Source organism: Micromonospora sp. 15K316 (assembly GCF_004348525.1).
Lineage (GTDB): Bacteria > Actinomycetota > Actinomycetes > Mycobacteriales > Micromonosporaceae > Micromonospora.
In genome coordinates this window covers 1-13,787 of the sequence record NZ_SMKG01000157.1, presented here as the reverse complement: position 1 = coordinate 13,787, position 13,787 = coordinate 1, and the positions used below count along the sequence as shown (strand labels likewise).

The 13,787-nt window shown below is 69.7% G+C and carries 13 protein-coding genes; 6 read left to right on the top strand and 7 right to left on the bottom strand.

Going from position 1 to position 13,787, the window contains the following annotated elements; translation table 11 throughout:
• A partial coding sequence (locus E1211_RS23540; protein WP_132351186.1) for a hypothetical protein occupies window positions 1-1,489 on the top strand: 1,489 nt, incomplete at its 5' end.
• Between the two features lie 637 nt (window positions 1,490-2,126).
• Here E1211_RS23540 and E1211_RS23535 read toward each other — a convergent pair.
• The 5 genes from E1211_RS23535 to E1211_RS23515 form a co-directional block, all read right to left on the bottom strand.
• Entirely contained in the window at window positions 2,127-2,774 is a 648-nt protein-coding gene (locus E1211_RS23535) for a hypothetical protein (RefSeq protein WP_132351185.1), read from the bottom strand.
• Window positions 2,775-3,049: 275 nt separating this feature from the next.
• Window positions 3,050-3,790: a DUF2637 domain-containing protein gene (locus tag E1211_RS23530; RefSeq protein ID WP_132351184.1), complete on the bottom strand. Its 741-nt coding sequence runs from the start codon at window positions 3,788-3,790 to the stop codon at window positions 3,050-3,052.
• Window positions 3,787-4,179, bottom strand: coding sequence for a hypothetical protein (locus tag E1211_RS23525; RefSeq protein ID WP_132351183.1), 393 nt, complete (start codon window positions 4,177-4,179; stop codon window positions 3,787-3,789). Before E1211_RS23525 ends, E1211_RS23530 begins: the two co-directional genes overlap by 4 nt.
• Before the next feature lie 239 nt (window positions 4,180-4,418).
• Window positions 4,419-4,673 (bottom strand): hypothetical protein, encoded by a 255-nt coding sequence (locus tag E1211_RS32680; RefSeq protein ID WP_165947325.1) that lies wholly within the window; start codon window positions 4,671-4,673, stop codon window positions 4,419-4,421.
• A 309-nt stretch (window positions 4,674-4,982) separates the two neighbouring features.
• Window positions 4,983-5,702 (bottom strand): class I SAM-dependent methyltransferase, encoded by a 720-nt coding sequence (locus E1211_RS23515; protein ID WP_132351182.1) that lies wholly within the window; start codon window positions 5,700-5,702, stop codon window positions 4,983-4,985.
• Window positions 5,703-5,861: 159 nt separating this feature from the next.
• Here E1211_RS23515 and E1211_RS23510 point away from each other — a divergent pair, with 159 nt between their 5' ends.
• From E1211_RS23510 to E1211_RS23500, 3 genes are all read left to right on the top strand, one after another.
• Window positions 5,862-6,806, top strand: coding sequence for an ATP-binding cassette domain-containing protein (locus tag E1211_RS23510; protein ID WP_132351181.1), 945 nt, complete (start codon window positions 5,862-5,864; stop codon window positions 6,804-6,806).
• Window positions 6,806-7,546, top strand: coding sequence for an ABC transporter permease (locus E1211_RS23505; protein WP_132351180.1), 741 nt, complete (start codon window positions 6,806-6,808; stop codon window positions 7,544-7,546). The genes E1211_RS23510 and E1211_RS23505 overlap by 1 nt, the downstream gene beginning before the upstream one ends.
• A 136-nt stretch (window positions 7,547-7,682) precedes the next feature.
• Window positions 7,683-8,519, top strand: a complete 837-nt coding sequence (locus E1211_RS23500; RefSeq protein ID WP_132351179.1) for a DUF4097 family beta strand repeat-containing protein — start codon at window positions 7,683-7,685, stop codon at window positions 8,517-8,519.
• A 3-nt stretch (window positions 8,520-8,522) separates the two neighbouring features.
• Here the strand turns inward: E1211_RS23500 and E1211_RS23495 are convergent, their stop codons facing one another.
• Window positions 8,523-11,657: a BTAD domain-containing putative transcriptional regulator gene (locus E1211_RS23495; RefSeq protein ID WP_132351178.1), complete on the bottom strand. Its 3,135-nt coding sequence runs from the start codon at window positions 11,655-11,657 to the stop codon at window positions 8,523-8,525.
• Between the two features lie 95 nt (window positions 11,658-11,752).
• Complete coding sequence (locus tag E1211_RS23490) at window positions 11,753-12,682, bottom strand: NADP-dependent oxidoreductase (RefSeq protein WP_132351177.1); 930 nt, start codon at window positions 12,680-12,682, stop codon at window positions 11,753-11,755.
• Between the two features lie 51 nt (window positions 12,683-12,733).
• Here E1211_RS23490 and E1211_RS23485 point away from each other — a divergent pair, with 51 nt between their 5' ends.
• Together E1211_RS23485 and E1211_RS23480 are read left to right on the top strand one after the other, a co-directional pair.
• On the top strand, window positions 12,734-13,381 hold the full coding sequence (locus E1211_RS23485; RefSeq protein WP_132351176.1) for a TetR/AcrR family transcriptional regulator: 648 nt from the start codon (window positions 12,734-12,736) through the stop codon (window positions 13,379-13,381).
• 52 nt (window positions 13,382-13,433) lie between these two features.
• Window positions 13,434-13,736, top strand: a complete 303-nt coding sequence (locus E1211_RS23480) for a hypothetical protein (protein WP_132351175.1) — start codon at window positions 13,434-13,436, stop codon at window positions 13,734-13,736.
• Window positions 13,737-13,787 lie beyond the last annotated feature (51 nt).

The following is a 13,787-nucleotide window of genomic DNA, read 5'->3' as shown; positions in this document are numbered from 1 at the left end:
CGCAGGCACCCCCCGCTTTCTCGCCCCCATGCTCGAAATCATCGATGCCTGGGACGGTGCCGCACGTCTGACGACGCGACCAATCGTCATCCGGGGCGACGAAGTCGACGAGGTCCACCGAGCCCTCATCGACACCGAGCGACGAGGTGTCGTCTTCGTCGCAGGCAACGACGACTCGCTGCCTTCAATCCCATGGACTAACCGGATAGCCAACCTGACCCGGTTCACCATCGGCATGGCCTCGTGCTACGTGCTGGACGGGGAGGCTACACAGTTGCTCAACGACCGGCTCGGCCAGGCCCACGCCGTACTGCCCGGCCGACTTCGTACCTTTCGCTCCCAGGTTCAACCGGACTCCGTCGTCGACGGGCTGCGGCACCGGGTGCTGAGCGCCGAACGGATCGCCGACGACAACGAACAGCCTCGGCTCGCGCGGGTCCTCGCCTCCAACGCCCAACTTCAGGCTCTCGAACAGCCGCTACCCTCATCGGTGGCGCGGGTACACCGGATGCTGGAACGTATCGCCGACGACATGTTGGTGCACCGGCTCGGCGACGTCAGTTCGAAGCGGCCATCGCTCGTTCCGTCGCAACCCAAGGCGGCGGCCGTCGAGACGCGAGGGAGTGATCGCCAGCAAGATGACGTCAGCGCGCAGCAAGGCATGTTGCTGGACTACCTGAAGATCAAGGTAGGGGTCGATGACCTGACCGTCGACCGGATCGACGAGATCGTGCGTCTGATAGAGGTCGGTCGGTCATCGCAGGAGGCGCAGAACGACATCGCATCCCGACTCGCGCAGCTTCAGGCCGAACTCGATGAGACACAGAAGGCGTATCACGACGTCAAATGGCAGCTGGATGATGAGCAGATCGAGAACCGGGACGCGGTCGACCGCCTGACCCGGTCGGCGGAGACTGAACGGACGCTGCGCCACCGGCTCGCCTCTATGGGGCAAGCAGAGGTGGCCTGGACGGCGCAGCCATCGGAAGCGGACATCTCCCGGCCGGACAGCTTCGGTGAGTTGCTCCGTTGGCTGCCAAAGCTCCAGCACGTCGTGTTCACGGGCGACCCTGACTGCGCTGAGGAACTCGACAGCAACGACCCCCTGGGCGCCTGGGCTTCGAAGACCTGGGACGCGTTGTTGGTGCTCCAGGACTATGCAGCGGCGAAGGTAGACGGGCGCTGGACTCGGGACATGCATGGCTTCCTGGAGAACACCCCGGATGGCTGCCACCAGTGGTCGACGCGACGACACGCCCGTGACGAGAGCGAGGAGGTCCGAACCAACCCGGCGTTCTGGAGGAAGCGGGTGCTACCCGTGCCGGTCTCCGTCATTCCGGCGGGCGAGATCTTCATGGGTGCGCATTTCAAGATCGCTCAGTTCGCGATGATCAGCCCCCGCATGCACTACTATGACCATACGGCGCAGAGCGGACGGATCTATGTCGGCTACATCGGCCGGCACCTTCCGACCGGACAGACCAATTGACCGCAATGGACGCGGCCAGAGCAGCAGCGACGGCAGCCACGTCCGCCTATCACGATGCCCGAAACGCACCATGCTCGGACCCGTCTACAACCGTTCGTAGGATCGCTCAGCGGGACGTTGACGGGTACATTGCGTAGATGGATTGGGCTATCATCCCTCCTTCGGCACCCAACCCGGATAGGAACGGAGGGTCGGCGCCTGTCGCGCACAGACTTAATAAGCTGTCCGTGTCTGCAGTCTGCGGCGTGGACATCTCGGATGCCACCCTTGTGTCTGGCTCCAAACTGCGCGGCGCGCTTACAGTGTGCGAGGAGTGTGAGCAGAAGCGGCGCCAGCGGCTTGAGAGGCGGCGCCGTGATGAGATTTGGCGCCGTGAGAGGATGGCTCGCGATGGCTATGTGCCGAACGCCGGCCCGGTCGGTCTGGGTAAGCGTCGGTAGAGCCCCAAGTCGCCAATGTCAACCAGCGGTGGACTTCCTGCCGCCTACCTGCAGCTTTGTCTAATTGGCAGGCTGCATCGTAATAACGATTTATCCCGCCACTGCGGTGTCGTGTCGCATCGCGGAGAGCGGCTGCATATCCATCCCGGTCGGCCCGCTCGAGTTGCCTGACGCGGTAGTCACTTTCGCGCTGTTGACTATGCGGCGTTCTTGAAGATTTGCTTTTGGAGTTCGAGGTGGCGACGTAGGCCCAAGACAACATCGCCGTCAGGCGGGTGGGCCAGCTCTTGAACGTCGCTCGTCTCGACCCGATTCGCTTCGGCGAGTCTCCTCGTGTAATCGGCCACCAGTTGAACGAGCGCCTTCCATTGGCCGATTGAGAAATCAACGGTGATTCTGCCACTATCGGATTCCGCTTCGACCGAATCCAGATCCGAAACCAGGCGTTCGACGTCCTTCTCGCCGAGGCGTCCGTCGCGAGCCGCGTCCAAGTACGCACGCAGCGAGCCGGTGAACCTCTGGATGCAGATCGGCATCTCCAGCTCGGCACCCTGGGGACTGCCCTGCTTCTTTGCTCTCGTTGCAGCCGCCAACACCGCGACACCGACCGCCGCCACCGCCGCGACGCCCAGCCCGACAGCGGTGACCTTGGAGCTTTTCCGAACTGTCGCGGCACCCTTCGAGACCGCTCGCTGCGTCTCCGCCGAACTTAGCCCGTCCTTCAGGTGCACCAAGATGGCACCCGCATGGTTCCGCACCACACCGCCGTACCTGGTCAGTTCACCGGCCGTGATACCCGCGAAGATGTCATCCGGCACGTCGAGCGGAACGTTGATGATGGGCACGGTTCTCCCCGGTCTCACGGATCGCGAGTGATTCGGCTACCGCGCGATCGTACGGTCCCGTGTCGACAATCGGCGATCACCAGGAGAGGGTCTCTACGGTCAACGTGTAACTCCCGATCATGGAAGTAGCACCTGATGAACGACGTCATCGTCTCTTGGAGGCGGTTGAGGAAGCCCAGCCGGTCGGGCTGAAGTAGTTGGACGCGCTGGACTATGGGTTGATCGGGCAAGTCGTAGGCCGGGCCCCTAGCGACTGAGGTAGCGGTCCCCACTAGTCAAGGACGACCTGCTTCGTCTTCCGCCTCCCCGGCCTTGGCTGCAACAACGAGGCGTCGGACATGACGTTCGGATACCCCCGCGGCCGACGCCAACTCCGGCAGGCTGGCCTGGGGGCGCTCGGCGCGCAGCCGGGCTACAACATCTACCGTTCGCTGCCCGCGCTCGGCCGTTCGCTTCCGTCGTCCAGTGCGCTGGGGCGCAGATCCTGGCACCTGACGAGTCGCCGAACCGCCGACGGCGCCAGCTCGCGCGTTCCCGACCGGAGGCAAGAGGTCCGTTTGGCGCGACTTCGATGGCACGGGCGCGGCGCCGGAGGCCCGCGGCTCTCTCTGCGAGTAAGCAGCCCTCGTCCCGCCTTGGCTGTCACGTGAGACCGGTTGCGCTCTGGTCAGCATCTCCACGACCAGCAGCAGCGCCACCGCCGGCCACGCCGCCACGATCCGCGCTCCGAGGCTTGGCTCGGCGGCGGCGATGTTCGCCGCCACGCTGGCCGCCACCCCAACGGCGAACGCCGTCCGAGCCGACCAGCGCACCCGACGACCGGCGCGCTTGTCCTCGACCATGGCCGCCGACGCGACAACCAGCATCCCGTCGACCGATAGCGGCAGCACATAGGCGACCTCGGGACGCTCCCCGAACCTCAACGCCACGGCGACCATGTGACTCCACGACGACCAGGCAGCAATCCCGGCCACCGCCACCGTGCTCACGTCTCGGGCAAGCCGGGTCGGCGTCATCGAACCACCCCCGACCCGAGTCGTCGCTCGATGGCCTGAACCTCGACGGGGTCCACCGACGGACGTCCACCGATGTCCAACCGCGTCTGGACATCGACCCATCGCCGCCACCGGTCGACGACTTCGCCCGCGTCGAGACCGATCGCTTTCGCGATGTTCGTCAGGTCCGCGCCCGCCCGCAGCGCGGTGTGAGTAATTGAGGGTTGCCAGCGAGTCCACCAGGACACCACCCCAGCGGACAACGCCAGCTCCGTCAGGACGTCATCGAGTCCGGTTCCCGGCGTCCGAGCGACGGCATGGTCATGAAGATCGAGAAGGAGTTGGATCGGGTTGATCTTTTCCGCATTGGCGAACCGCACCGGCGGGTCGGACGGGCGGGCCGGGTTCATCGGGCACCGCCCGGTGCCCGTGAGCTGGGCGAACTCAGTGGTAGCGGGTCACCGGCGATCGTGGCGGTGTGGTTCGCATGGTGGTACCTCCGGCCCACCATCACGCAACGCCTCTGGTCAGCCCTGCTGTCTGCGACCAGGGCGCACCGCATCGAGATCCGGACTCACCGCAGCAGCCCGAACCGCCGCCCGGTCAGGGCGGGCCGCCCGGTCCACGACTGCCCGACGAGGACATCGATCTACGATTCAGCGTCCAGACCCAGTGCGCCCGGCAGGTTGCGGACGAAGGCAGCCCGGTCGGGCTCTGCTGCCGCGATACGCTCCAGCGCCGCGCGGAACTCCTGGCGTTCGCCGGAGTCCATCTGGGCGAGCCGGAATGCGATCTCTTCCAGCGTGTTCAGGGCACCGCGCTCCGCGCCCCCTGCTGACTCGACGAACTCAACCAAGATCGCCGCGGCTGCGACGAGGGCTCCGGCGAGGTGGTCGACGATCACTGCTCATCTTTCGGCCTGCTGCCGCCGGTGACCTGCGCACCGTGCGTCGCTGACAGATCGGCGCAGGTGAACGCTGTACTGGTCACCTACGCGCTCTTGCGACCGACGACGGGGTTGCCGGCTGCTGGGCGAACCACGCGACTAGCCTAGCGACCCCGCCGGCCTGGCGAATCAGTCGAGGTTGTGCCGACGCTCCGGACGGCGCCGGGACCGCCGCCCGGCACCTGCGACCGGGAGCGGGCCGCATCCCGTGCATAATCCGTTGAGCCGCGCGGCCCGGCCGGCGGGCAGCGGTGCGGCGAGCGGGCGTCAGCGATCCGCCGGCTTGCGCGCGAGGACGAGCTCACATCGTGGGCTGCCGTCCCTGTGCCGGCCCAGGGCGGTCAGCGGGACGGCCCGTACGGAGAAACCGGCGTCGCTGAGGTCGTCGTGCACCGCGGGTAGCGGGCTGGTGCGGTAGTACATGACGAAGGGTGGGCGCCAGACGGCGTTCCGGACCCGCATGGCCAGGTCGAACCCGAGCACGGTCCAGTGCGAGATCGAGAGCCGCGACGGCGGTGCCCCGATCGGAAAGGCGAGGAGGCCGCCGGGCCGTAGCGCGCGGTACAGCCCGTTGAAGAGTGCGGGTCGTTCGGTGGGGAGGAAGTGCCCGAGCGCTCCGAAGGTGACCGCGAGGTCGAAGTCCTCTGCGAACGGGAGAGCGCGGGCGTCGGCGCGTACCCAGGTGGCGTCCGGGTGTGCGGTCCGTGCCTGCGCGAGCATGCCGGCGCTGAAGTCGACGCCGGTGATCTGCCCCTGGCACAGGGGTCGGAGGACGAGCATCCCGGCGCCGGTGCCGCAGCAGACGTCGAGGCCCCTGTCGAACGGTCCGAGTGCGGACAGCGCCTCGACGGTGGCGCCGAGGATGCTCTCCGGCGTGCGGAACGGGGTGTGGTCGAACTTCGGAGCCAGGAGGTCGTAGCCGCGCTCGACCGAGGAGAGCGCCTGGACGCACAGTTCACGCAGAGAAGGGCCGTGAGGCGAGAACATCGACCGAGGTTACCTGCCGAAAGGCAGCCCTGACGGCCAGCCGCGGTTTCCACCGAACGAATGCGCCCAGCAGGCTCCGGCGAGCGGCCGGCCATCATGTCAGCGGTCGTGTCAGGAGCGTGTCAGGTGCGTGTCCGGCCGGGCGCTGATGGTAGTCGCATGACGAGTTCAGCGATCGCGGCCACGGGGCTGCGGAAGGCGTACAAGGACAAGGTCGTCCTCGACGGCATCGATCTCGATGTCGCCACGGGCACGATCTTCTCGCTGCTCGGCCCGAACGGGGCGGGCAAGACGACGACTGTCAACGTGCTGAGCACGTTGATGAAGGCCGACGGCGGCACGGTACGGGTCGCCGGCCACGACGTGGTGACCGAGACCAAGGCGGTACGGGCCGCCATCGGGGTCACCGGCCAGTTTGCCGCGGTGGATGAGCTGCTGACGGGCCGGGAGAACCTGCAGCTGATGGCGGATCTCAAGGGGTTGCGCTCGGGCGAGAGCAAGCGGGTCGTCACCGACCTGCTGGAGCGGTTCGACCTGACGGAGTCGGCGCAGAAGATGGCGTCGACCTACTCCGGGGGTATGCGCCGGAAGCTGGATCTGGCGATGACCCTGGTCGGCAAGCCCCGCATCATCTTCCTCGACGAGCCGACGACGGGCCTGGACCCGCGCAGCCGCCGGACGATGTGGGACATCATCCGCCGGCTGGTGGCCGAGGGCACGACCATCTTCCTCACCACCCAGTACCTGGAGGAGGCCGACCGCCTCGCCGACCGGATCGCGGTGCTCGATCAGGGCAGGCTGGTCGCCCAGGGCACTCCCGCCGAGCTCAAGCGCCTGATCCCCGGCGGTCACGTCCGGCTCCGGTTCGCGAGCGACCTCGACCTCGACTCCGCGCTGCGGATCCTGCCCGACTCCGCCCGGGACGCCGAGGACGACCTGACCCTGCGGGTGCCCAGCGACGGCGGGGTGAATTCGCTGCGCGCCCTGCTTGCCCAGCTTGACGCACATTCCATCGAGGTCGAGGAGTTCTCGGTGCACACGCCGGACCTCGACGACGTCTTCCTCGCCCTGACCGGCCGGACCAACACGAAGGTGAGCGCATAATGAGCAACGCGACGACCATGTTGGGTCGCAACTTCAAGCACACGCTCCGCAATCCGGTCACCGTGTTCAACGCGGTCCTGTTCCCGATCGTCCTCCTGCTGATCTTCGTCTACGTCATCGGCGGCGCTTTCGACATCGCCGGGAACTACATCGACTACGCGACCCCGGGCATGATCGTGATGACGATCTGCTACGGGTTGAGCGCCACCGCGCTGGCCGTGAACTCCGACATGACGAAGGGGATCATCAACCGGTTCAAGGTGATGGACATCTCCCGCAGTGCCGTACTGAGCGCGCACGTCGCCGAGAGCATGCTCCGCACCGTGATCGCCATCGCCGGCCTCGTCGGGGTGGCCCTCGCACTGGGGTTCCGGCCGGGGGCGAGTCCCCTCGAATGGCTCGGCGCTATCGGTTTCCTCGTGCTGGTCTCCTTCGCGACCACCTGGCTCACCGTCGCCCTCGGGTTGTCCGCCAAGTCCCCGGAATCGGCGGGAATGGTCTCCGTGCCGCTGATCATGCTGCCCTTCCTGAGCAGCGCGATCGTGCCCGCCGAGACGATGGGGCCCGGTGTGCGGCAGTTCGCCGAGTACCAGCCCTTCACGCCGATCATCGAAACGGCGCGCGGGCTGATGATCGGCGAACCCGCCGCCGACAGCACGATCGTCGCCGTCGCCTGGTGCGTCGGGATCGCCCTGGTCGGATACGTCTGGTCGCTCTCCACCTTCAAGAAGCGCGCCTGACCGAGCGCGCCTGACCGAGCGCGCCTGACCGAACGCGCCTGACCGAACGCGCCCGACCAGGGCGATCCCGGCCGAGCGCGCCTGATCGGCCCGAGCGTTCCACCACCCCCCGCCCGCGAGCACGAGGAGAAGCGTCATGCCCACATTCGCCACACCGGTGCCCGTCGCCGCCACGCTGGAGGTCGCCGGCGCCCGGGTGCGGGTCACCGCGACCGACCGGACCGACACGGTGGTGCTTGTCGAACCCATCGACGAGGCCAGCCGGAAGGACGTCAAGGTGGCCGAGAGGACGGAGGTCGACTTCGCCGGAGGGCACCTGTCGGTGAAGACGACCGCCGCCGGGGAGAAGACCGGTTCGGTCGCCATCACCATCGAACTGCCCGCCGGCTCCAGCCTCGCCGGCTACCTGGCGCACTCGGACGTGCACGCCGCCGGCTGGTTCGGCGACTGCGAGCTGCGCATGGCGTCGGGGCGGATCGAGCTGGATCGCGTCGACGCGCTCCGGGCGAACATCGCGTCCGGCCAGGTCACGATCGGCCGCATCGTCGGGCGGGCCACCGTCGACGGCGGGGCGTTCACGATGCGGGTCGGTGAGCTCGACGGCGTGGCCGAGCTCTCGAACTCCGGCGGCCACGTCTGGATCGGCCACGCCCTGAGCGACCTCTCCCTCAGCAGCGCCAGCTGCGACTTCGACGTCGACCGCGCCGACGGCAGCGTCACCGCCACCACGGCCAGCGGCGCCATCCGGATCGGCCGGATGACGAGCGGTCACGCGAAACTGATGAACGGATCAGGAAACATCGAGGTCGGCATCGGTCGGCACGCCGCCGCCCGGATCGACGTCGACAGCGAACGCGCATCGGTACGCGACTCCGTCACGCCGGAAGGAGAGCCCGCCCCCTCCGGCGAGGAGGTCTTCGTCCACGCCCGCAGCCGGCACGGCGACATCATCGTCCACCGCGCCGGCAGCTGAACCTCACAGTGCGAGCGCGACCTCGACCAGCTCGACCGGGTTCGATCGCGCGCCCTCCCGCGTCACCTCGGCGAACCGTGCTTCGCCGAGGTGACGCCGCGTTTCCCGCTCGACCCGGTCCGACTCGGGGTGGGCACGATCCGGCAGACCGCGCACCCCGACGCTGGCCGCGAGCAGCCGCGCCGCCTGCTCGTACTGCTCATGCCGGAGAGCCAGGTCCGCGACCCCGACGATCACCTGCGCGACCAGAAGAGCTTGCCCACCCTCGGACGCCGCCTGCCAGGCCGCCACGCGGTGGGACCGGGCCTCCCGGAGGTCGTCGGTCAGATAGCCGAGCACGTCGTGGATGCCCGCGCGGACGTGCGCCTGCTCCGCCTCGTCGCCCAGCAGCGCGGTCGCGACGCCGAGTTGGTGGCGGGCCTCGGCGGCGTCACCGCGCCACCGTGCGAGCCCCGCCTTGGCGAGCGCCAGCTCGACCAGCGCGTCCGGCCAGGTGACCCCCTCGGCGCGCCGCTCGGCCTCGGCGATGGCGGCCGCGCTGGACTCCCGATCGCCGTGCAGCCAGTACAGGAGCGCCTGCTGGGTACGGAGCCGGATGACGTCCTCGACGGCACCGACCTCGGTGACGACCACCACCGCGTCTTCGTAGTGCGCACAGGCGCCGGCGAACTCGCCACGCATCGCGAGCTGACCCGCCAGCTCGGAGAGGGCCAGGGAGATCCCGAATCGTTCGCCGAGCGCCCGGAACTCGTCGAGCGCCAGCGCCAGATTGGCCTCCGCCTCCCGGCCGCCCTGGCCGAGCATGATCCGCATCTTGCCGGTCTGCCAGCGGGCCAGGGCGCGTACCCAGGGGTCTTCGCTGTCCAGCAGCGACTCGAACGCGGCGACCGCCGCCTCCGGCTCCTGCAGCAGGCGCTCCAGGGGAGCGACCAGCGCCAACAACGGGTTGCGGTGCCGGCTCTGCTGACCGAACCGGTACGCCTTGCGGATCCACTCCGCGCCCTGCTGCTCACCGCCCCGCCCGGAGGTCACGAAGAGCACCACCAGCCCGTACGCCATGGCCCGGACGTCGTCGGTCACCTCGCCGGGTACGTCGGTGGCCGCGATCATCAGGTCGAGGCCCTCGGCCCGGCGCCCGCCGAGCCACCAGTACCAACCGGCGGCCGCCGCGAGTCGCATCGCGGCCTGCGCGTCACCGGCCGCGATCGCCCCCCGCATCGCGGCGCTGATGTTGTCGTGCTCGGCCTCGAGCGTGGCGAGCCAGACCAGTTGCTCGGCGCGGCGCAGGTGCGGCTCGGCGGCCTCGGTGAGCTCGGTGAAGTAGGTGAGATGCGCCCGGCGGGCCGACTCCGACTCTCCCGCCTCGGCGAGCCGGTCCGTGGCGTACTCCCTGATCGTGCCGAGCATCCGGTAGCGCGGGGTGCCGTCGCCCTCGGTCACCAGGAGCGACTTCTCGGCCAGCGAGGTCACCAACTCCAGCATCTGGTCCTGCTCGGCGACGTCGCCGGCGCAGACCTGCTCGGCCGCCTCCAGGCTCGCGCCGCCGGAGAAGACCGACAGCCGGCGCAGCACCGCCCGCTCGGCCTCGGTGAGCAGCTCCCAGCTCCAGTCGACCACCGCGCGCAGCGTCTTGTGCCGCGGCAGGGCGGTACGGCTGCCGCTGGTCAGCAGGCGGAACCGGTCGTCGAGCCGGTGCGCGAGCTGCTCGATGGTCATGGTGCGCAACCTGGCGGCGGCCAACTCGATCGCCAGCGGCATCCCGTCCAGCGCCCGGCAGACGCGCGCCATCGTCGACAGGGTCTGCGCGTCGACGCCGAGGTCCCTGCGTACGGCGCCCGCCCGGTCGCGCAGCAGGCGGACGGCCGGCGAGGAGGCGATCTCGGCAGGTCCGGCGTCGGCCGGCACGGCCAGCGGCTCGACCAGCCAGAGCGCCTCGCCGGTGATGCCGAGCGGTTCCCTGCTCGTCGCCACGATCCGCAGCCGCCGGCACTCCCCGAGCATCCGTTCGGCGAACCTCGCCGCCGCCTCGATCACATGCTCGCAGTTGTCCAGGACCAGCAGCGTCTCCCGCTCGCGGATCGCGGCGATGAGCCCGTCCGCCGGATCGGCGCTCGGACCCGCGCCGAGCAGGGCGTCCCGGAGCCCGAGCCCGGTGAGCGTCGCCTGCGCGATGTCGCCGTCGACGCCGACGGCGGCGAGTTCCACCAGCCAGACCCCGTCCGGCAGGTCACCGACCATCGTGCGCGCGGTCTCCGTGGCCAGCCTGGTCTTGCCCGAACCGCCCGGCCCGGTCAACGTGGTGAGCCGGTGCTCCGCGACGAGCTCACGGACGGCGGCGACGTCGGCGTCCCGGCCGACGAAGCTGGTCAGCTCGGCGCGCACGTTGGTCTTCCGGTTCTCCTCGCGCCGCCCCAGCTCGCCCCGGAGCAACGCGACGTGCAGGGCCGACAACTCCGGCGAGGGGTCGACGCCCAAGGAGTCGGAGAGCGCCTCCCTCGTCCGTTCGTAGGCCAGCAGGGCCTCGGAGTCGCGGCCGGCCGCCACCAGGGCCCGCATCAGCGCGGCCACCAGCGGTTCCCGCAGCGGATTCGCGGTGACCGCGTCGGTCAGCTCCGCGACCACCTGTGCGCCGTGGCCGAGCCCGATCTCCGCGTCGAAGCGATCCTCCATCGCCGTCAGGCGCAGCCCCTCGAGCCGCGTCGCCGCCGCGTCGAACGACTCACTCTCCTCCAGCCCGACGCCGTGCAGGGCCGCACCGCGCCACAGGGCGAGGGCTTCGCGTAGCAGCCGAACCCGCGGGAGACCCTCCTCCTGGCGAGCCCGGCCGAGGAGACGCTCGAACCGGACGGCGTCGACGGCGTCGGGCTCCACCGCCAGCCGGTAGCCGCCCGGCTGCCCCTCGATCGCCCCGCCCGGCAGCGCCTTGCGCAGCCGGGAAGCCAGCCGTTGCAGGGCGTTCGCCGCGTCGGCGGGCGGGTTCTTCCCCCAGATCCAGTCGATGAGCGCCGACTTCGGGACCGTGCGGCCCGGTTCGAGGGCCAGGGCGATCAGCAGGGCACGCAACCGGGCGCCGGGCACGTCGGCCGTGCCGCCGTCGTTCGTGCGAACCTCGAACGATCCCAGCATCCCGATCTGCACGCGCGAATTCTCCCACGGCGGCGCGCCCGCGCCCGACGCCGTTTCGCCGGGCCCGCGCAGCGCCTGCCCTGGTCGTCACGAAGCCGCCCGAGTGCCTACGGCTTCAACACGATCTTTCCTCGCGCGTGGCGGGACTCGCTCAACTCGTGAGCCGCGGCCGCCTCGTCGAGCGAGAAGACGGCGGCGACCGGCACCGTGAAGCGACAGTGCTCGGCGAGTTCACCGGCGGCGGCGATTCCTTCGAGCGCCGGTGCGTCCGCACCGGGACCGGAGCCGCGCGACAGGTGCACCCCGTACGCGGCGGCGTTGGCGTCGGCGATGCTCACCACCTTCTCCGGGCTCGACACGAGGCCGACGAGGTCGGGCAGCGACCCGGAGCCGGCGCTGTCGAGCACGACATGCACCCCGCCGGGCACCAGAGCCTTCACCCGTTCGGCCAGCCCGGGGCCGTAGGTGGTCGGGATCGCCCCGAGCGCGGCGATGAACTCGTGGTTGCGTTCGCTGGCAGTGCCGATGACGGCTGCGCCGCGAGCGACCGCGATCTGGATCGCCGTCGTGCCGACACCGCCGGCCGCGCCCTCGATCAGCAGGACGGTGCCGGGTCCGACGCCCAGCCGGTCGAGCACGCGAGTGGCCGTCTCGATGTTGCCGGCCGCGCCGCCGGCCTGTTCCCAGCTCAGGGCGGCCGGCTTCGGCGCCCACGCGGCCAGGACGGCGTATTCGGCGTTCGCGCCGCCCATCCGCGCGTAGTCGGTGATCCCGAAGACCTCGTCGCCCACTCGAACCGTGGTCACCCCGTCACCGACCTCATCCACCACGCCGGCCGCGTCGACTCCGGGCACGTGCGGCAGGCGGAGCGGGATCCACTCCTGGAACTGGCCGGCACGGACGTACGTGTCGGCCGGATTGACACCCGAGGCCCGGACCGCCACCCGGATCTGGCCCGGTCCGGGATGCGGCTCCGGCATCTCGGCGACCTTCAGCACGCTCGGGGGACCGTACTCGGAGAATTGCAGCGCTCTCATGCCCGCGGACGTTAACGGGCACAACCCCGCCGCCTGGCTAAAGTGAGAGTGGTGACCGACGGTTTGCCTCACCCGCTGCGCTCCGACGCCCTGGACAATCGCGAGCGCATCCTCGAGGCGGCCCGCGCGGTCTTCGCCGCCGAAGGTGTGAGCGCCCCGATGCGGCAGATCGCCCGGCGCGCGGGAGTCGCCCCGGCGACCCTGTACCGCCGGTTTCCGACGAAGGAGATGCTGGTCACCGAGGCATTCACCGAGCAGATGTACGAGTGCCACACCATCATCGACGAAGGGCTGGCCGACCCGGATCCGTGGCGCGGTTTCTGCCTCGTCATCGAGAAGATGTGTGAAATGCACGCACGGGATCGAGGCTTCACGGCGGCCCTGGTTTCGACCTTTCCCAAAGCGGTCGACTTCGAGGCACGCCGCGAACACGCGCTCATGTCGATCGCCGAACTGGCCCGCCGTGCCAAGGTCGCCGGCCGCCTGCGTCCCGACTTCGCCCTGGACGACGTGCTCCTCGTGCTCATGGCGAACAGCGGTATCCACGCGAACTCGCCGGCCGCCCAGGTCGCCGCCTCCCGGCGTTTCGCCGCGCTCGCGATCCAGGCACTCCGAGCCTCCCCGGATGCCTCGCCGCTTCCGCCGGTGGTGCGGTTGGCGCCTGCGGCGTCGACCCCCCGAGACGACCGCACCAGCTGACACCGCACAGACACGCTGGCATGGAACGGCGGGTGCGGGGAACCGGTCCGGTATGCGTGCGCGCAGCAGACCGGCCGTCGCCGCCTCCGGGGAGGAGACCGGCCCCGACGGCGTACGGGAGCCCGGGGGCGAGGTGCACGCCTGGCTGCCCGGCCAGAACCAGACGGTCTGCGGGGTGCCGTTGAGCCGGGCCCGGTTACGGCGCTTCCCGCACGTACCGTTCGACTACTCCTCGACCGACGTCCTCACCAGCGCGGACGCGGTCGGCCGGATCTGCCCACGCTGCCTGGCCGCGACCGAGGGCCGCCGCCGCGACGAGAAGCACGGTTGGGTCCGTCACGCCCCGCGTCCCTGACCGGCGGCACCCGGGCGGGGAACGCACGTATAGGGGCGGTCTGGGCGGGTA

Bases quoted from the DNA above. Each gene is read 5' to 3' on its own strand.
- E1211_RS23530 (WP_132351184.1), bottom strand. From the start codon at position 3,790: ATGACGCCGACCCGGCTTGCCCGAGACGTGAGCACGGTGGCGGTGGCC.
- E1211_RS23525 (WP_132351183.1), bottom strand. From the start codon at position 4,179: ATGAACCCGGCCCGCCCGTCCGACCCGCCGGTGCGGTTCGCCAATGCG.
- E1211_RS23515 (WP_132351182.1), bottom strand. From the start codon at position 5,702: ATGTTCTCGCCTCACGGCCCTTCTCTGCGTGAACTGTGCGTCCAGGCG.
- E1211_RS23510 (WP_132351181.1), top strand. From the start codon at position 5,862: ATGACGAGTTCAGCGATCGCGGCCACGGGGCTGCGGAAGGCGTACAAG.
- E1211_RS23505 (WP_132351180.1), top strand. From the start codon at position 6,806: ATGAGCAACGCGACGACCATGTTGGGTCGCAACTTCAAGCACACGCTC.
- E1211_RS23500 (WP_132351179.1), top strand. From the start codon at position 7,683: ATGCCCACATTCGCCACACCGGTGCCCGTCGCCGCCACGCTGGAGGTC.
- E1211_RS23490 (WP_132351177.1), bottom strand. From the start codon at position 12,682: ATGAGAGCGCTGCAATTCTCCGAGTACGGTCCCCCGAGCGTGCTGAAG.
- E1211_RS23480 (WP_132351175.1), top strand. From the start codon at position 13,434: ATGCGTGCGCGCAGCAGACCGGCCGTCGCCGCCTCCGGGGAGGAGACC.